Raw genomic sequence first — 17,410 nt, 5'->3', positions numbered from 1 at the left:
CCTATGGCGGAAAGCAGGTGGCCGCGCTATGAAAAAACTTGATCATGTCGGCATTGCCGTCAGCTCTATTGAAGCTGCGAGAGGATTTTACGAACGGATGCTCGGGCTTACGTATATGGGAGACGAGCTGGTAAGCGGCCAAAATGTGAGAGTTGCTTTTTTAGAGGCGGGAGGCACAAAGCTTGAGCTGATTGAGCCGCTGTCGGACGCGTCTCCCGTCAGCTCTTTTTTACAGAAAAGAGGCGAAGGGCTGCATCATTTGGCATTCCGCTGCGCCGATATGAAGGAAACGATCAAGGAGCTTGAAGCATGCCGCATGACTTTGATCCATCATGAACCGCAAAACGGAGCGGGCGGGAAGAAGATCGCATTTCTCTCTCCAAAAGAGGCGAACGGGGTCCTGATTGAGCTTTGTGAAACAATAGAAAAAGGAGAAACTCAAGATGAGCATGAGTGATCATATCAGACACTTAAACGAAAGACGTTCCTTTTTAACAAACGGCGGCGGTGCGGAAAAAAATGAAAAACAGCACAAAAAAGGCAAGCTGACGGCAAGAGAAAGAATTGACTATTTATTGGACGAAGACAGTTTTTCAGAGCTGCAGCCGTTTGCCAAAAGCCGCATGCCCGGGTGCCGGAATGCTCCGGGAGACGGCGTCGTTACTGGATACGGCACAATTGACGGACGGCCCGTGTATTTGTTTGCCCATGACTTTACCGTACTCGGCGGGACGCTCGGCGAGACACATGCGGAAAAAATCGCGGCGGTAATGGATCTGGCGGCGAAAAATAAAACTCCGATCATCGGGCTGAACGACTCAGGTGGTGCGAGAATTCAAGAGGGTGTGGTATCATTAAATGGATACGGTCATATCTTTAGGCGCAACGTCCTTTACTCGGGAGTGATTCCGCAAATTTCTGTCATCCTTGGGCCGTGTGCCGGCGGTGCTGTTTATTCACCTGCTTTGACGGATTTTGTGATTATGGCGGAATATACGTCGCACATGTTTATTACAGGCCCGAAAGTCATTGAACAGGTTACGGGTGAACAGATTGACGCGGAAAGTTTAGGCGGTGCGGGAATACATAATGTGATAAGCGGAAATGCCCACTATTCCGCACGAACGGAAAAAGAGGCTCTTTCCGCTGTGAAAACCCTGCTTTCTTATCTCCCGCACGGCGGACAGACGGCATTGCCCGTTAAAAAGGAAGACGCCAGACCGTTATTAAACACCCTCGTTCCCGCGGACAGTTCGAAACCTTACGATGTGTTACAGGTTATAAAAGAACTGGCGGATGACGGAACGTTTTTTGATATTCAGCCGTATTTTGCCAAAAACATTGCTGTCGGTTTTCTGAAACTCGGACGGCGTACAGTCGGTGTTGTTGCAAACCAGCCGAAACACTTGGCGGGAAGCCTCACGATTGATGCCGCTGACAAAGCGTCGAGATTCATCCGTTTTTGCGACGCGTTTCATATTCCGTTATTGACGATCGCTGATGTTCCTGGATTTCTTCCGGGCCTTCAGCAGGAACATGCGGGGATCATCCGTCACGGAGCAAAATTGCTGTATGCTTTTGCCGAAGCGACGGTGCCGAAAGTGACGCTCATCATCAGAAAAGCCTACGGAGGCGCCTATGTCGCCATGAATTCGAAAGGGCTCGGGGCTGATCTTGTATTCGCCTGGCCCAATGCGGAAATCGCCGTGATGGGAGCGGAAGGCGCGGCGTCGATTTTATACAGCAGAGATATACAGGCTTCTGACGACCCGGAGAAAACGAAGCGCGAAAAAAAAGCCATATACGAAAAGGAAAACGCCGGTCCGTATAAAGCGGCGGCCTGCGGAATGGTGGATGATATCATCCGGCCGGAAGACTCGAGGAAAAAATTGATTCTGGCATTTAACATGCTTGCGCATAAGGAAGAGGAAAGACCGAAAAAAAAGCACGGTAATATACCGCTTTAAACGGAGGGAACTGAAAATGGTAAACGAAAAACGTCTGCTTGAAGAATTTCTTGAACTCGTTCAAATTGATTCAGAGACAAAACATGAAGCGGAAATCAGCAAGGTGCTCAAACAAAAATTCACTGATTTGGGATTGAGCGTAAAAGAAGATGATACAAAAGAAGTGACGGGGCATGGCGCCGGCAACTTAATCTGTACGTTAAAGGGCACAAAAGATGCGGATACGATTTATTTCACATCGCACATGGACACGGTTGTCCCGGGCAAAGGCGTTAAGCCGATTGTGGAAGACGGCTATGTAAAAACCGACGGCACGACGATTCTCGGCGCTGATGATAAGACGGGTCTTGCCGCAATGTTTGAAGCCATTAAAGTGCTGAAAGAACAAAACATCGAGCACGGCACCATTGAATTCATTATCACGGCCGGAGAAGAATCGGGATTAGTCGGGGCAAAAGCAATGGATCGTTCAGACATTACCGCGAAATACGGTTTTGCGCTTGATTCAGACGGAAAAGTCGGCAACATTATTGTAGCCGCGCCGACACAAGCGAAAGTGAGAGCAACCATTTTCGGGAAAACGGCTCATGCGGGGGTAGAACCGGAAAAAGGCATCTCCGCGATTACAATCGCGTCAAAAGCTATCTCTAAAATGCCGCTCGGCCGTATTGATAAAGAAACAACGGCTAATATCGGACGTTTCGAAGGCGGCACGCAAACCAATATCGTCTGCGACCAGGTTGATATTCTGGCTGAAGCGCGTTCATTAGTGCCTGAAAAAATGGAAGCGCAAGTGCAGAAAATGAAAGAAGCTTTCGAATCTGCTGCAGCTGAGATGGGAGGCCGCGCGGAAGTGGACATCGCGGTCATGTATCCGGGTTTCAAATATCAGGACGGCGATCAGGTTGTGGAAGTCGCGAAAAAAGCGGCGGCAAAAATCGGCCGGCCGAGCGAACTTCAGACAAGCGGCGGCGGAAGTGACGCAAACGTCATTGCCGGCCACGGCATTCCGACAGTCAACCTGTCAGTAGGCTATGAACAAATTCACACGAAAAATGAAAAAATGCCGATTGAAGAGCTCGTCAAAACGGCGGAAATGGTCGTTGCCATTATCGAAACAGCGGCCAACTAAAAACGAAGCACCCAGTTGAATGGGTGCTTTTTTCATTCTTCATGATAATTGGCTTAAAGACTTGCAGATACAAGAAAAAACCCCTGCCGGATAGGTTCCGGCAGGGGTTCAGTATTATGATTTGGCGGGCTCCGCCTGAGCCGCAGCTTGTTTCTTTTTATGATGCGTCTGCTGTAAAAGTACATTCTGCACTGTCAAAAACAGTCCGCTTGTAAACCAGTAAAGCGGCAGCGCAGCCGGTACGTTAAGTGAAAAAATGGTCATCATGACAGGGAAAATAAAGACCATAATTTTTGCTGACTGCATCGCGGCCGGATTTTGAGCAGCCGGTGAATATTTCTCGTTTAATTTTTGGGAAATATATGCCTGTAAGAAATACATGGCCCCCGCGCACAGTGATACAAGAATATCAGAATGCCCTAAGCTGAACCACAGAAATGAGTGTGAAGCGATTTCCGGCGTTGAGCGGATGGCGTAATAAAAACCGATCAAAATCGGGAATTGCACCAGCATCGGAAGACATCCCATTGCCATCGGATTCAGATTGTGCTCACGGTAAAGCTTCATCATTTCCATTTGCAGTTCTTTTTGTTTTTCCGCATCTTTCGTTTGTTTTATTTTAGCCTGAATGCTGTCGACCTGCGGTTTGATCACAGCCATTTTTTCCTGGAACACCCGCTGTTTCTTAAATTGATTCACAAACAAAGGCAATACAACGATCCGGACGATAATCGTCACCAGAATAATCGACAGTCCGTACTCACCGTGGAACAGGCCCGCCACACCTTTTAAAAGTGCCGAAAACGGCTCGATCAGGTAATCGTGGAAAAAACCGATATTCTCGAGGCCTCCCGTCTGAGTCTGAGATGTCGCCGCAAAAGCCGAGCGGCCTGTGCACAGTACGATAAAAAACAATCCGAATGCGATCCATTTTTGATATGTTTTAGACAATTATGTCTCCTCCTTTTTATCTTCACTTGCCGTTATAAAAGGAGGAAGCTGACATCTTCATCATCATTCGCCGGTGAATTCATGCGGATGACTTTACGTATCCAAGTTGTAATGCGATGATATATAATAATAAGAAAGTCTGTTCGGTTCAGCTGAACGACTGCTTGATGTTCATCTATTCGTTTCGTTCTCCAATGCTCTCCTGCGCGGCGCTCACGCAAAAGAAAAGCGATGCCGATCGCGGTCAGAGCGGGAAGAATAATTGTGAAAAAATCGACTAAAAATAAAAAGTCATTCATTGACTCAAGAATCATTTTATCACATCCATTCAGCTCTTATTTTACTACATATATATAAGGTTGTCTATGAAAGGAAAGGAGGCGCCGGGAGTGGCCGGAAAAGGGAGAATTATATTTCATATCGATATGAACAGTTTTTATGCTTCCGTAGAAATGGCGTATGATCCGTCTTTAAGAGGAAAACCTATCGCCGTTGCCGGAAACGTGAAGGAACGGAAAGGAATCATCGTCACCTGCAGCTACGAAGCGAGAGCGCGGGGCGTAAAGACCACCATGCCGGTGTGGCGGGCAAAACGCCTCTGTCCGGAACTCATCGTCGTGCCTCCGAATTTTGACCGCTACCGGAGTTCATCAAAAGAAATGTTCAGCATTCTGAGGGAGTATACGGATTTAGTCGAGCCTGTTTCTATTGATGAAGGATACATGGATATTACGGACACACCGCACAGACACAGGGCGTATGAGACAGCCGAAGACATTCAGGCGAGACTGCAAAAAGAGCTTTTGCTTCCGTCAAGCATCGGCATCGCCCCGAATAAATTTCTCGCCAAAATGGCGTCTGACATGAAAAAACCGCTCGGCATCACCATTTTAAGAAAAAGAAAGCTGCCGGACGTCTTATGGCCTCTTCCGATTGAAGAGATGCACGGTATAGGAACGAAAACTGCGGAAAAAATAAAAACGCTCGGCATCAAAACGATCGGTGATTTGGCAAAAGGAGATGAACATGCGCTGAAAACGCTTCTCGGCATAAACGGCCCGAGGCTGAAGGATAAAGCGAACGGCATCCATCCTGCAGAAGTCAATCCCGAGCGGATTTATGAATTTAAAAGCGTCGGCAACTCATCCACCCTGTCGCATGATTCGGCTGACTGGGATGAATTAACGGGCGTGTTTGAACGGCTCGCGCTGTCTGTGAGCGAACGGCTCCAGCGCAAGGAGGTCATGGCCTGCCGGCTGTTCATCATGATTCGGTATGCGGATTGGAAAACAGTCACAAGAAGCATGACCCTCAGCAATCCGGCTGATCAGAAAAAAGACATCATGGAAGCGGCGATGGAACTGTTTGACAAGCACTGGAACCAAAACCCGGTAAGGCTTCTCGGCATCACCGGAACGGAACTGGTTGAAAAACAGCAGGCGTATAAACAGCTTGATCTGTTTTCATTCAAGGAGGACGCAAAGGATGAGCCGATTTTTCAGATGATGAACGAGCTGAATGAAAAGTACGGCCAAAACCTGATCAGAAAAGGCGCCGTTATAAAAAAAGAAGAAAGCAAAACAAGGGGAACGAGCTTTAACAGAGACTTTTTCCAGGATGAAAAGAAAAGGTGAATAACTTGAAAAAAGGGGTTATGTATGATAATTTCTTTAGTATAAATATCATTTTATTTTAATTTAAATTTTAAAATGGTTAAACGTTTGAAGAAGGGACGTTAGAATATGTCAAAACAACAAATCGGAGTTATCGGTCTTGCGGTAATGGGTAAAAATCTGGCTCTTAACATCGAAAGCCGGGGATTTTCTGTGTCTGTATACAACAGATCAAGCAGCAAAACGGAAGAGTTTTTAGAAGAGGCAAAAGGCAAAAATGTTGTCGGTACATACAGCATTGAGGAGTTTGTCCAGTCTCTTGAAACACCCCGTAAAATTTTATTAATGGTTAAAGCGGGAACTGCAACGGATGCGACGATTCAATCTCTTCTTCCTCATCTGGAAAAAGACGATATTTTGATTGACGGCGGAAATACATACTATAAAGATACACAGCGCCGGAACAAAGAGCTTGCCGAAAGCGGCATTCACTTTATCGGAACGGGTGTATCAGGCGGTGAAGAGGGAGCGCTGAAAGGGCCTTCTATTATGCCGGGCGGCCAAAAGGAAGCGCACGAACTCGTGAAACCGATTCTAGAAGCCATTTCTGCTAAAGTGGACGGAGAAGCTTGTACGACATACATCGGCCCGGACGGAGCGGGGCACTATGTAAAAATGGTGCACAACGGTATCGAATACGGTGACATGCAGCTGATCTCTGAGTCATATTTCATTTTGAAACAGGTGCTCGGATTGTCTGCCGAAGAGCTTCACGAAGTATTCGCTGAGTGGAACAAAGGAGAGCTTGACAGCTATCTGATCGAAATCACGGCTGACATTTTCACTAAAAAAGATGAAGAAACGGGCAAACCGCTTGTTGACGTCATCCTTGATAAAGCAGGCCAAAAAGGAACGGGTAAATGGACAAGCCAAAGTGCTCTTGACTTAGGCGTGCCGCTTCCGATTATCACTGAATCTGTTTTTGCGCGTTTCATTTCCGCAATGAAAGAAGAGCGTGTGAAAGCAAGCAGCCTTCTGTCCGGGCCAGACGTTAAGCCGGTCACTGAAAATAAAGAAGAGCTGATCGAAGCGGTCAGAAAAGCGCTCTTCATGAGTAAAATCTGTTCTTACGCACAAGGCTTCGCCCAAATGAAAGCCGCGTCTGAAGAATATAACTGGGATCTGAAATACGGTGAAATCGCGATGATCTTCCGCGGCGGCTGTATCATCCGCGCGGCGTTCCTGCAAAAGATCAAAGACGCATATGACCGTGAACCGGAGCTTGACAACCTGCTGTTAGACAGCTACTTCAAAAACATTGCAGAAAGCTACCAAGGCGCCCTTCGCCAAGTGATTTCACTTGCCGTAGCCCAAGGCGTGCCGGTACCTTCGTTCTCAAGCGCACTTGCGTATTACGACAGCTACCGTACGGCAGTGCTTCCTGCAAACTTGATTCAAGCGCAGCGTGATTACTTCGGCGCGCATACGTATGAACGCACAGATAAAGAAGGCATTTTCCATACTGAATGGATGAAGTAATGAAGAAGCCCCCGCAGTTATTGCGGGGGCTTTTCTGATATTAAAAACCGCAGGCCGTCATGAACGGCGCCGCGGTTTTTTGATGTTTTCTTATATATTCCACCAGTGGAGACCGTCTTTTTCAAGAAGATCGTCCGAAGCTTTCGGTCCCATTGACCCGGCTTCATAATTCGGAGAAAGGGTTTTGTCGGCTGCCCACGTTTCGGAAATCGCATCGACGAAATTCCAGGAAAGCGCCACTTCGTCCCAATGGGCAAAGTTTGTCGCATCACCGAGCAGACAGTCATGGATTAATTTTTCATAGGCTTCCGGTGTGTTCATTTCATCACTGCAGTTGCTGCAGTAGTCCAGCTTAATCGGCTGAGCATGTGCGGCTCCGCCTAATTTTTTAGCGTTCAGATATAGTGTGATGCCTTCATCCGGCTGAATATGGATGACAAGCAGGTTCGGATTTACATTCGTTTCATTGCCGTAATAAAGGTTCATCGGAATGTCTTTAAATTGAACGACGATTTTCGTTGATTTTTCTTTCATCCGTTTCCCTGTGCGGATATAAAACGGAACGCCGGCCCAGCGGAAGTTATCGATTAACAGCTTTCCGGACACGAATGTTTCCGTATTGGAATCCGGTGCTACATTTTGCTCATCTGTATAGCTCGGTACAGCGTTTCCGTCAATCGTTCCCGCTTGGTATTGTCCGCGGACGAAGAAGTCACTTACTTCGTTTGGAGCGACAGGGCGGAGGGCTCTCAGCACCTTCACTTTTTCGCTGCGGATTTCTTCCGTGTTCAGTTTAATCGGCGGTTCCATCGCCAAGAGAGCGACCATTTGTAAAATATGGTTTTGAACCATATCACGGAGTGCGCCTGATTTCTCGTAATATCTCGCACGATCCTCAACGCCGAGATCCTCACTTGACGTAATCTGGATGTTTGAGATGTAGCGGTTATTCCACAGCGGCTCAAACAGCGCATTCGCAAACCGGATGACTTCGATATTTTGAACCATTTGTTTGCCTAAGTAATGGTCGATCCGGTAAATTTGATCTTCCGTGAAAGCTTCGCGTATTTCTTTGTTAAGCTCTTTCGCACTCGGCAGGTCATGACCGAACGGTTTTTCAATGACGAGACGGGACCAGCCATTTGTCGCTGTGACACCTTCGTTTTTAAGTGATTTTGCGATAGTGCCGAAAAACTCAGGAGCCATCGCCAAGTAAAACATTCTGTTGTTCGGGATTTCATATGTATGTTCAAGCTGATCAAGCAGGACATTCAGCTCCTGATAGGAACCCGGATTCGTTACATCAAACGGATGGTAATAAAAATGAGATGTGAAATCGTCTATGTCTTTTTGCCCGGCAGAAGAAACAGACGTTTTAACGGTTTCCCGGAGGTCCTCGTTTGACCAAGGTCTTCTTCCAACACCTACAACTGCAAACTCTTCACCAATTTGACCATTTTTATATAAACGGTGAATGGATGGGTAAAGTTTTCGTTTTGCCAAATCCCCTGTGGCACCAAATATTACAATTACTGCTTTTGGTTTGTCGTTTGTTTTCACTTAGAGTACCTCACTTTATCTGAAGCATGGTTTAAAACCCCGCATATTTCCTTCATTTTAAATCTAAAATTCGTTGAAAGCAAACATTTCAGCCTGTTTTTTGCGGTTTGCGGAAAAAAATTAATCAGGCCGGAGAAGGCCCGGGTGAATTCACATTTTCAGCCTGATCCTGTATCCTTAGTAGTACAAAGATCTAGGAGGAAGCATTGTGGAATTATTATTTTTAGGGACGGGGGCCGGCATGCCGGCAAAGACGAGAAACGTAACGTCCGTCGCGCTGAAGCTTCTTGAAGAAAGGCGTTCCGTATGGCTGTTTGATTGCGGAGAAGCCACTCAGCATCAGATATTACATACAACAATCAAACCGAGGAAAATTGAGAAGATTTTCATCACCCACCTTCACGGCGACCATGTTTACGGTCTTCCGGGTCTGTTGGGGAGCCGTTCATTTCAGGGCGGTGAAGAAGAGCTGACGATTTACGGGCCAAAAGGCATTAAAGCCTTTATCGAAACAAGCCTGAACGTGACGGCGACTCATCTGACGTATCCTCTTACCGTACATGAAATCGAAGAGGGGACGATTTTTGAAGATGAGCAATTCATTGTTACCGCAGCATCCGTCATTCACGGCGTGGAAGCGTTCGGCTACCGGGTTCAGGAAAAGGATATTCCCGGCGCATTGCAGGCCGGCAGATTAAAAGAAATGAATATCCCGCCCGGACCCGTCTATCAGAAAATCAAAAAAGGCGAAACGGTCACACTTGACGATGGCAGAATCATTAACGGGCTGGATTTTTTGGAACCCCCGAAAAAAGGGAGAATCGTCGCTTTTTCCGGGGATACGAGGGCATCAGAGCGGGTAACGGAGCTGGCGCGCAATGCGGATGTGCTTATTCATGAAGCGACGTTTGCCAAGGAAGATGCAAAGCTCGCACATAATTATTATCACGCGACGACAGAACAGGCTGCGCAAACGGCAAAAAAAGCAGGCGCCAAACAGCTGATCTTAACTCATATCAGCGCAAGGTATCAGGGTGAATCGCCGATAGAGCGTCTCGAACATGAGGCGAAAGCGGTATTTGAAAACAGTAAGATCGCATTTGACTTCATGGAGGTCACTGTGGAGCGGTCTTAAAAAATGGACGCTTGACATTTTTTTCTGGTGAGATATAATAAAACGCAATAATTACGATTTATATAAGGGGTGAAAATGATGCGTGTAAATGTTACATTGGCCTGTACAGAGACAGGGGACAGAAATTATATTACGACGAAGAACAAACGGACGAATCCGGACCGGTTAGAAATGAAAAAGTATTCCCCCCGGTTGAAAAAGTATACGTTGCATCGTGAGACAAAATAGATCACGATAACAAAAGCCATTGTGCCGTTGCACAATGGCTTTTGTTTTATCAGTTCACCGCCTGATAGGCAGGGGCATTCATTTGCTGGCGCACCGCGCACCAAACATCATAAATGGCAAGGTGGACGATGTGCGGTTCATCGTGGTGAATGGCATGAGAACTGTTTTTGGCCTGAATCCATCCGCTTTGATAAGAGACATCAAGCATGCTTCTGTGCAGCTTCACCCATTGTTCATGAGCGTGCTTTAAGCGCTCATCCCGCTCTCCCGATGATAAAATCAACAGCGGCATATCGCCGAAATGAATCTGCTGATGCTTGATCTGACGAAGGCTCGTCAAAAATTCCGCGTGTGATCCTTCCAATATGAACTGTTTCAAATAGGCGGCTTTCATTTCTTCGGGAAGAAGCGGAAGCACTTTCGTCTCCTGATCCTCAGAAACCGGATCAAGCATCACCATCCCGAGAATATCCCGGCGGTTCCGGCTCGCCCAAAGTCTGCTGATAATCGCGCCGTATGAATGCGAGACGACAAGATAAGGAGGCTTGACGCCGGCCTTCAGAAGAAGAGTGTTTAATTCCTGTACCATGTGGTCCGCCGTTCTCTTGTTTCGGCTTTGTCCGCTTTTGCCGATTCCGGCTCTGTCATATGTGAAAACCCCAAATTCTTCATCTATGTCAGCGAGTAATGATGTCCATGTTTCAGAAGAAGTGCCGTAGCCGGCTTCAAAGACGATCGTCACTTCGCCGGCGCCTTTACGGTGTTTCGTATAAAACGGACACCCGTCAATCAGATATGTCCTTTCCATCCATGCTGCTTTCATTGGAGTCATCCCCTCTAATTGGTTCTATAGGGAAGACGGAGAAGCTTCGGCAATCGTTTCTCAAAAAATAAAAAAAGAGACAGCCGGATCGAAAAACTCCGGCTGTCTCTTCGTCACCATGCTCTGTCGTATTGAACCGGTGACGGTATTTCAGTATTCAGCTGCTTCGCTGCACTCCTTGCAAAGTGCGGATCGCGCAGAAGTTCTCTCGCGACAAAAATAAGGTCAGCGCGGTTGTTTTGCAGAATTTCTTCCGCCATTGTTCCCGTCGTTATCAAACCGACGGCGCCTGTTGCGATTTCGGCCTGTTCACGGATTTTCTCCGCGAAGCTCACTTGGTAGCCTGGGAAGACGTTAATATCAGCTTGAACGAGTGCGCCTGAGCTGCAATCAATGAGGTCGACTCCCTGTTCTTTCATCCACTTCGCAAAACCGATATGATCCGCAATGTCCAGACCTTTGTCTGTATAATCTGATGCAGAAATACGGACAAATAACGGGCCGTCCCAGACTTCCTTGACGGCTTCAATGGTCTCGCCTAAGAAGCGGTAGCGATTTTCATGTGAGCCTCCGTATTCGTCTGTACGGTGATTGGACAGAGGAGACAAAAATTCGTGCATTAAGTAGCCGTGTGCCGCATGAAGTTCAATAATGTCAAAGCCGGCTTCTTTCGCGCGCGCCGCTGCCTGTTTGAATTCCTGAATGGTTTCTTTAATTTGTTCTGTCGTCATTTCAGCCGGTGTTTTGGACTGCTCGTCGAACGGAATAGCTGACGGAGCGTAAATGTCTCCCTCAAGCTCAGCTTTACGTCCGGCGTGCGCAAGCTGAATGCCGATTTTAGATCCTTGCGCTTTCACTTGTTCCGTCAGTTTGGCAAAACCTTCGATATGATCATCGCTCCAAATGCCTAAATCCTGATCGGAAATGCGCCCCTGCGGATTAACGGCTGTCGCTTCAACGATAATCAGGCCGACCTGGCCGATTGCACGCGATATATAGTGCGCCATATGAAAAGGCTGCAGTTTTCCGTCCTTCTCATGTGAGGAATACATGCACATCGGTGCCATAACAATACGGTTTTTGATCGTTACATCTTTAACGGTCCATGGTGTGAATAATTTTCTGGCCATTTATTTCGCCTCCCGGAATGTTTTAGACATTGATTATAACAATTCATGATCATTCAGTCATATAAACTGCTCACGACTGAGCGCATTGTTATTATTGTTCTGGAAGGGCATTTTTTTATACCATCGGTGCCGTATCTTCATAACAGGCATTTACAGCCGATCATATAGCAAATATAGATGAGAAACGCACCGATGACTGCGTGGCCACCTTTGAACCAGTTTGTCAGGATGAAAATACTGCTGATGAAGATCACTGCGCCGAAGGCACCGAATATTCCGTTTTTTTGAGCGGCTCTGAAATCGTCGGGGCTCATATTTTTCAGCTGCAAGTGAATATTCAGTAACGTCATGATTGGCAGCAATGTGATAACGCCTGATAAAAATAAGTATTTCGACTTGCTTAAATACGCGGCGGCCACCATAACGGTGCCGCCGATAAAAAACTGAATGAGAAAACTCATGCTGAAACGCTCACCTTCTGTTTGTTATCAAGTATAATGATGGAGACATTGCCATTTTATTTTTGATTGATGTATAAGTAAACTAAATATAACTAATGCATTGGATAATAAAGAATGATATCTGGGAGATGAAGCCGGTTGGATTTAAAGAAGCATTTAGCCTTTATTAAAACGGTTGAAAGCGGCAGTCTGACCCAAGCCGCTGCCATATTGAATTACACACAGCCGAACATCAGCCAAATGATCAGTAAATTAGAGGAAGAGTACGGTTTTCCGCTTTTGATCAGACAGCGGCATGGAGTGAGGCCCACCGCAAATGGCTTGAAAGTGTTACATATTATGAAGGAAATTCAAAAAAACTATGAAAAACTGTCTGAAACCGTTGATAATATTAATGGGTTAGAAAGAGGGGAAGTCCGGCTCGGCACTGTTACGAGCGTGGCGGTAAAATGGCTGCCGAAAATTTTGAGGGAATTTCATGAGCTGTATCCTTCCATTAAGGTGCATTTGTTTGAAGGAAATTCTACTGAACTGGAAGAATGGCTGAAAGATGACCGGATTGATGCGGCGATCGGGACATCCCACAGCGAGAAGTGGTATTTTTACCCGTTGGCCGAAGACCCGATTGTAGCGGTGATGAGCCCGCAGCATGAATTGGCGCAATGTGAAACGGTTCCGTTACATGTCATGGAGTCCGTCAAATGTATCGTGCCTTATCCGGAGACACATTTTGATGTGCTGAAAGTGCTGAAGGAAGAAAAGATTACGCCGCGGGTCGCTTATCAAATCAGAGGGGATGAAGCGATTATTGCAATGGTGCGGAACAATCTGGGGATCAGCATCTTGCCGCAGCTTTTGGTGAATGATTGTGATGTGCTCATCAAACGGTTCGACCGGTATGTCTCCAGGCAGCTCGGCATTTTGACAGCTCATGCAAAGGAGACGCAGACACCTTCTGTCCAGAAACTGATTCAATGCATACAAGAATGGGTTGCGGTCCGTCAGGCTTCTGTCTGAAGAAGCCTGATGTGCGTTTAAGCCGGTTCAGGATAATAGACCAGCATAAAATATGTCACCGATTCATCCGAGGAATTAAAATAACTGTGCGGCATCGCCCGAAGTCAGCACATATTTTTCGTCATGAAGCTCAACCGTCAATTCACCGCTCTGGATTTATCTTCCCCTAAATGTGATTTTTGCCTCTTGGGCGCAGCACGGCTTCAGGTCAACTATGCCTTGAAAACAAAAAGTCTGGGGCTATTTTGGTGTCGGGCTTTCGTCTGTTTATATAAAAAGGGCATCAACGGCACATGCTGTTGATGCTTTTTTTGAAATGCTAGGGTTTGGAGAGCACTTCAATTCCGACGTTGACCATTTTGTCCAGTCCCATAAAAGACAGGCAGATTTTGGCGCGTCTTTTTCTTTTATCGATCTTTTTAATAATCCCTTCCATTCCTTTAAGAGGCCCTGAGGCAACGGTTACTTTTGAATTTTCAATATAGACTTTTGAATAATCTACAATGTCTCCTTCTCCGATCAGCCTGATAATAGGGAGGATTTCTTCATCCTTAATTGTCGTGAAATAGGTTTTACGCTCTTTGGAATAATATGCGCCGTTATTCACGATTCTGCATGAAATGGGGAGTTCTTTGATTTTATGAAATGTCCGCTCTGTCATCTTCGTTTTAAACAGAACATATCCCGGAAACATCTTTTTGAGTGCCTCGTATTTGATTCCGGCTTTTCGTTCTGTGACTTTTTTCTTGGGTATGATTGAGTAGAGAGCCTGCTCATCAAACTGCAGACGCAGAAATTTTTGCACTGCTTCTTCTTTTCCCGACTCTACAAAAAGTGCGTACCATTTCATGACTGGATCCTCCTTAGAATAATAAGAAATTATTATACAAAGAAAGTATTTAATGGATAGTATTTAAAGTGATTAAAAATTTTTCTAATTCGTCTTTTTTTTACATAATATATGAAAATGAAAAATAAGTATAGACCCAATTGACAGAGAAGCGATGAAATTTTCTTTGACATGAAAAGGGTTCAGGGAATTATCTGACATTTATCCCGAAACAATTATGCCGACTGTCCACCGAATATAAAACTGTGGAATAAATGTCAGAAAATAACGAAATAAAGCCTTGACATTATTATCTATAAATTGATATTATTCTCTTTAAATAGCAACTATTTGTTAAATTTATTAAATTGATGTAAAGCACCTATTAAATTTCAATCGCTGTTTCGGCACGTTGAAGAGGAAATAGGGATTATAAAAATGATTGTAGTGTATATATCTACATATACATGATAAGGGAGAAGTGTGCCGTCATGGCTGTTTTCGGGCATATTGGCACTGCAGCTTGTCATGAGAAACATTCAGTAAACAAGTAATATGTTTTAATATAAATTATGTTAGAAAAGGAAAACACAATGCGTTTGCGATTTTTAAACCTGTGCTGAATCGCAAACGCGTTTGTGTTTTTATTTTTATGCCGGTGTTTACACCAGTCAATATATGAAATAAGAGACGTTTTTGTATGGAGAACCACATGTGATGTACAAAATTGGCGATGCGGAAAGGATGAGGATAAGATGCTTACGTTTGTGTTCCCGGGGCAGGGTTCTCAATTTAAAGGGATGGGAGCCGGACTGTTTGATGAATTTCAAGATCTGACACGTCAGGCTGATGACATATTAGGCTACTCTATAGAAGAATTGTGTCTGGAGGATCCGAATCACCAGCTGGGGAAAACGCAATTTACCCAGCCGGCGTTATATACGGTGAGTGCACTCAGTTATTTAAAGAAAATGAAAGAGTCGGGGAGAGAGCCTGATTACGCCGCAGGGCACAGTTTAGGAGAATATAATGCGTTATTTGCGGCCGGCTGCTTTGATTTTGAGACCGGTTTGCAGCTTGTAAAAAAAAGAGGAGAGCTCATGAGCAAGGCAGCTCCCGGAGGCATGGCGGCGGTTTTGGGGTTTACGGCTGAACAAGTAAAAGAGGTTCTATCCGATTATCATCTGACCGGCATTGATATCGCTAACCACAATTCACCTTCGCAAATTGTGATCGCCGGAACGAAACAAGACATTGAAAAAGCGGGCCCCGTCTTTGAAAAAGCCGGCGTGAGAATGTACCTTCCTTTAAATGTGAGCGGCGCCTTCCATTCCCGCTATATGAAAGATGCTGAAAAAGAGTTCGCGGATTATTTAGAAAGAACGGCGTTTTTGCCTCTTCGTTTTCCGGTGATCTCAAATCTTCATGCCGTACCTTATAAGAATGATGAAATCAAAACAAATCTGACTTTGCAAATGACCAATCAGGTAAAGTGGACGGACACGATACGCCGTCTGATGGGACTTGAAAATAATGAAATTGCAGAAGTCGGGCCCGGGGAAGTGCTGACAAAACTGACGCGGCAGATTAAAAAAGATGCCGTCCCATTACCTATGCCGAAAGAAGAGTCTGATACTGCTGATGTTAAAGCATCGGCAGCTGATCCGCAAAAAACGGCGGGAATGAGATTAGGGAACGAAGATTTTAAAAAAGATTATAACATCCAATATGCTTACATGACGGGCTCCATGTACAGGGGAATTGCTTCGGAACAGATGGTCATTAAAGCGGCAAAAGCGGGAATGCTGGGCTTTTTCGGAACGGGCGGATTGAGTATCGAACGGATCGGACAGGCCATCGGAACCATCCGGTCTGCACTGCGGCAAGGGGAAACATTCGGAATGAATCTTCTTCATCATATGGTGTCACCTGACAAGGAAGTCAGAATGATAGATTTATATTTGAAAAACGGCATTCATCTTATTGAAGCATCGGCATTTATGGGCATAACCCCCGCTCTCGTTATATACAGGGCAAAGGGATTAACCAGGAATCATGACGGGTCGGTGTCAGTTCAAAACAGAATCATCGCGAAAGTATCCCGGCCTGAAGTCGCTGAGGCATTTCTGAATCCGGCTCCGGCTCATGTGCTGGAAAGACTTGTGTCTGATAATCGGCTGACAGCCGGGGAAGCGGCGCTTGCAAAAGAAATTCCGATGGCTGATGACATTTGCGTTGAAGCGGATTCAGGAGGGCATACCGACCAAGGGATTCCGTATACATTAATGCCTGCCATGATCAGACTCAGAGACCGCATGATGGAGAAGTACGGTTATGCGAAAAAAGTAAGAATCGGCGCAGCCGGCGGCATCGGCACTCCGGAAGCGGCTGCTGCGGCGTTTCTGCTCGGCGCCGAATTTATCGGAACCGGTTCTATTAATCAATGCACGGTCGAAGCCGGGACAAGTGATTCAGTGAAAGATCTGCTTCAGGAAGCGAACGTGCAGGATACGTCATACGCTCCCGCGGGAGATATGTTTGAAGCGGGAGCAAGGGTGCAGGTGCTGAAAAAAGGACTGTTTTTCCCGGCAAGAGCCAATAAACTCTTTGACTTGTACAGACAATACAATTCTTTAGATGAAATAGATGAAAAAACGAAAACATTAATTGAAGAAAAGTATTTCCAGCGCGGTTTTGAAGAAGTGTATGAGCAGCTGAAACGTGATAAATCTCCTGAACAGATCGCCAAAGCCGAACAGAATCCGAAACACAAAATGGCGATGGTATTTAAATGGTATTTTTCCCATACGACAAGGCTCGCTCTGGAAGGAAAAAGCGAAAGTAAAATAGATTACCAAATTCATTGCGGCCCTGCGCTCGGCGCGTTTAATCAGTGGGTGAAAGGAACCCCGCTTGAAAATTGGAGAAACAGGCATGTCGATCTGATCGGCAAACAGCTCATGGAAGAAACAGCCGGCCTTCTTGCGCAAAGGCTGGTATCGATTACAGGCTGAGTATGACCAGC

General features: G+C 45.9%; 16 protein-coding genes. 9 read left to right on the top strand and 7 right to left on the bottom strand.

Annotated features, from left to right (window positions below; all coding sequences use genetic code 11):
- Positions 1-28: 28 nt before the first annotated feature.
- The 3 genes from mce to SB847_RS07230 are packed head-to-tail and all read left to right on the top strand — an operon-like array spanning position 29 to position 3,099.
- Positions 29-457, top strand: coding sequence for a methylmalonyl-CoA epimerase (gene mce, locus SB847_RS07240; protein ID WP_015240172.1), 429 nt, complete (start codon positions 29-31; stop codon positions 455-457).
- Positions 444-1,967, top strand: a complete 1,524-nt coding sequence (locus SB847_RS07235; protein ID WP_410561557.1) for an acyl-CoA carboxylase subunit beta — start codon at positions 444-446, stop codon at positions 1,965-1,967. Before mce ends, SB847_RS07235 begins: the two co-directional genes overlap by 14 nt.
- A 16-nt stretch (positions 1,968-1,983) precedes the next feature.
- Positions 1,984-3,099 (top strand): M20/M25/M40 family metallo-hydrolase, encoded by a 1,116-nt coding sequence (locus SB847_RS07230; protein WP_007612437.1) that lies wholly within the window; start codon positions 1,984-1,986, stop codon positions 3,097-3,099.
- A 114-nt stretch (positions 3,100-3,213) separates the two neighbouring features.
- On the opposite strand, the gene SB847_RS07225 is transcribed toward SB847_RS07230, so the two are convergent.
- Positions 3,214-4,050, bottom strand: coding sequence for a membrane protein insertase YidC (locus SB847_RS07225; RefSeq protein WP_410561559.1), 837 nt, complete (start codon positions 4,048-4,050; stop codon positions 3,214-3,216).
- Positions 4,051-4,082: 32 nt separating this feature from the next.
- Complete coding sequence (locus SB847_RS07220; protein ID WP_003153239.1) at positions 4,083-4,364, bottom strand: hypothetical protein; 282 nt, start codon at positions 4,362-4,364, stop codon at positions 4,083-4,085.
- Between the two features lie 75 nt (positions 4,365-4,439).
- Between SB847_RS07220 and SB847_RS07215 the strand changes: the two genes are divergently transcribed.
- Positions 4,440-5,684 (top strand): DNA polymerase IV, encoded by a 1,245-nt coding sequence (locus SB847_RS07215; RefSeq protein ID WP_410561561.1) that lies wholly within the window; start codon positions 4,440-4,442, stop codon positions 5,682-5,684.
- 108 nt (positions 5,685-5,792) lie between these two features.
- The gene (gene gndA, locus SB847_RS07210) at positions 5,793-7,202 is read left to right on the top strand and encodes an NADP-dependent phosphogluconate dehydrogenase (RefSeq protein WP_007408395.1); all 1,410 of its coding nucleotides are present in this window, start codon (positions 5,793-5,795) and stop codon (positions 7,200-7,202) included.
- A 90-nt stretch (positions 7,203-7,292) separates the two neighbouring features.
- On the opposite strand, the gene zwf is transcribed toward gndA, so the two are convergent.
- Positions 7,293-8,762, bottom strand: a complete 1,470-nt coding sequence (gene zwf, locus SB847_RS07205; RefSeq protein ID WP_012117935.1) for a glucose-6-phosphate dehydrogenase — start codon at positions 8,760-8,762, stop codon at positions 7,293-7,295.
- A gap of 208 nt (positions 8,763-8,970) precedes the next feature.
- Here zwf and rnz point away from each other — a divergent pair, with 208 nt between their 5' ends.
- Complete coding sequence (gene rnz, locus SB847_RS07200; RefSeq protein WP_410561563.1) at positions 8,971-9,897, top strand: ribonuclease Z; 927 nt, start codon at positions 8,971-8,973, stop codon at positions 9,895-9,897.
- Positions 9,898-9,975: 78 nt separating this feature from the next.
- Positions 9,976-10,125, top strand: a complete 150-nt coding sequence (gene rpmG, locus SB847_RS07195; protein ID WP_003153246.1) for a 50S ribosomal protein L33 — start codon at positions 9,976-9,978, stop codon at positions 10,123-10,125.
- 49 nt (positions 10,126-10,174) lie between these two features.
- On the opposite strand, the gene SB847_RS07190 is transcribed toward rpmG, so the two are convergent.
- The 3 genes from SB847_RS07190 to SB847_RS07180 all read right to left on the bottom strand — a co-directional run bounded on the left by SB847_RS07190 (position 10,175) and on the right by SB847_RS07180 (position 12,539).
- Complete coding sequence (locus SB847_RS07190; protein ID WP_038459097.1) at positions 10,175-10,948, bottom strand: alpha/beta fold hydrolase; 774 nt, start codon at positions 10,946-10,948, stop codon at positions 10,175-10,177.
- A 113-nt stretch (positions 10,949-11,061) separates the two neighbouring features.
- Positions 11,062-12,078 (bottom strand): NADPH dehydrogenase NamA, encoded by a 1,017-nt coding sequence (gene namA, locus SB847_RS07185; protein ID WP_003153250.1) that lies wholly within the window; start codon positions 12,076-12,078, stop codon positions 11,062-11,064.
- A 137-nt stretch (positions 12,079-12,215) separates the two neighbouring features.
- Positions 12,216-12,539, bottom strand: a complete 324-nt coding sequence (locus tag SB847_RS07180; protein WP_015240166.1) for a GlpM family protein — start codon at positions 12,537-12,539, stop codon at positions 12,216-12,218.
- A gap of 138 nt (positions 12,540-12,677) precedes the next feature.
- Between SB847_RS07180 and SB847_RS07175 the strand changes: the two genes are divergently transcribed.
- Positions 12,678-13,556: a LysR family transcriptional regulator gene (locus tag SB847_RS07175; RefSeq protein ID WP_342018729.1), complete on the top strand. Its 879-nt coding sequence runs from the start codon at positions 12,678-12,680 to the stop codon at positions 13,554-13,556.
- Between the two features lie 319 nt (positions 13,557-13,875).
- Here SB847_RS07175 and loaP read toward each other — a convergent pair whose 3' ends face one another.
- A complete protein-coding gene (gene loaP / locus SB847_RS07170; protein ID WP_007612427.1) occupies positions 13,876-14,406 on the bottom strand; it encodes an antiterminator LoaP in 531 nt (176 codons plus the stop codon).
- A gap of 734 nt (positions 14,407-15,140) precedes the next feature.
- Between loaP and fabD the strand changes: the two genes are divergently transcribed.
- Positions 15,141-17,399 (top strand): ACP S-malonyltransferase, encoded by a 2,259-nt coding sequence (fabD, locus tag SB847_RS07165; protein ID WP_410577495.1) that lies wholly within the window; start codon positions 15,141-15,143, stop codon positions 17,397-17,399.
- Positions 17,400-17,410: the final 11 nt, after the last annotated feature.

The sequence above is a fragment of the Bacillus sp. SIMBA_026 genome (assembly GCF_046535335.1).
Classification (GTDB): domain Bacteria; phylum Bacillota; class Bacilli; order Bacillales; family Bacillaceae; genus Bacillus; species Bacillus velezensis.
This window is presented reverse-complemented; position numbering and strand designations above follow the sequence as displayed.

What these genes read in the sequence shown, in the direction of transcription:
- rpmG (WP_003153246.1), top strand. Translation starts at nt 9,976, where the DNA reads ATGCGTGTAAATGTTACATTGGCCTGTACAGAGACAGGGGACAGAAAT.
- namA (WP_003153250.1), bottom strand. Translation starts at nt 12,078, where the DNA reads ATGGCCAGAAAATTATTCACACCATGGACCGTTAAAGATGTAACGATC.
- loaP (WP_007612427.1), bottom strand. Translation starts at nt 14,406, where the DNA reads ATGAAATGGTACGCACTTTTTGTAGAGTCGGGAAAAGAAGAAGCAGTG.
- SB847_RS07235 (WP_410561557.1), top strand. Translation starts at nt 444, where the DNA reads ATGAGCATGAGTGATCATATCAGACACTTAAACGAAAGACGTTCCTTT.
- mce (WP_015240172.1), top strand. Translation starts at nt 29, where the DNA reads ATGAAAAAACTTGATCATGTCGGCATTGCCGTCAGCTCTATTGAAGCT.
- fabD (WP_410577495.1), top strand. Translation starts at nt 15,141, where the DNA reads ATGCTTACGTTTGTGTTCCCGGGGCAGGGTTCTCAATTTAAAGGGATG.
- SB847_RS07230 (WP_007612437.1), top strand. Translation starts at nt 1,984, where the DNA reads ATGGTAAACGAAAAACGTCTGCTTGAAGAATTTCTTGAACTCGTTCAA.
- SB847_RS07180 (WP_015240166.1), bottom strand. Translation starts at nt 12,539, where the DNA reads ATGAGTTTTCTCATTCAGTTTTTTATCGGCGGCACCGTTATGGTGGCC.
- SB847_RS07220 (WP_003153239.1), bottom strand. Translation starts at nt 4,364, where the DNA reads ATGATTCTTGAGTCAATGAATGACTTTTTATTTTTAGTCGATTTTTTC.
- SB847_RS07190 (WP_038459097.1), bottom strand. Translation starts at nt 10,948, where the DNA reads ATGAAAGCAGCATGGATGGAAAGGACATATCTGATTGACGGGTGTCCG.
- gndA (WP_007408395.1), top strand. Translation starts at nt 5,793, where the DNA reads ATGTCAAAACAACAAATCGGAGTTATCGGTCTTGCGGTAATGGGTAAA.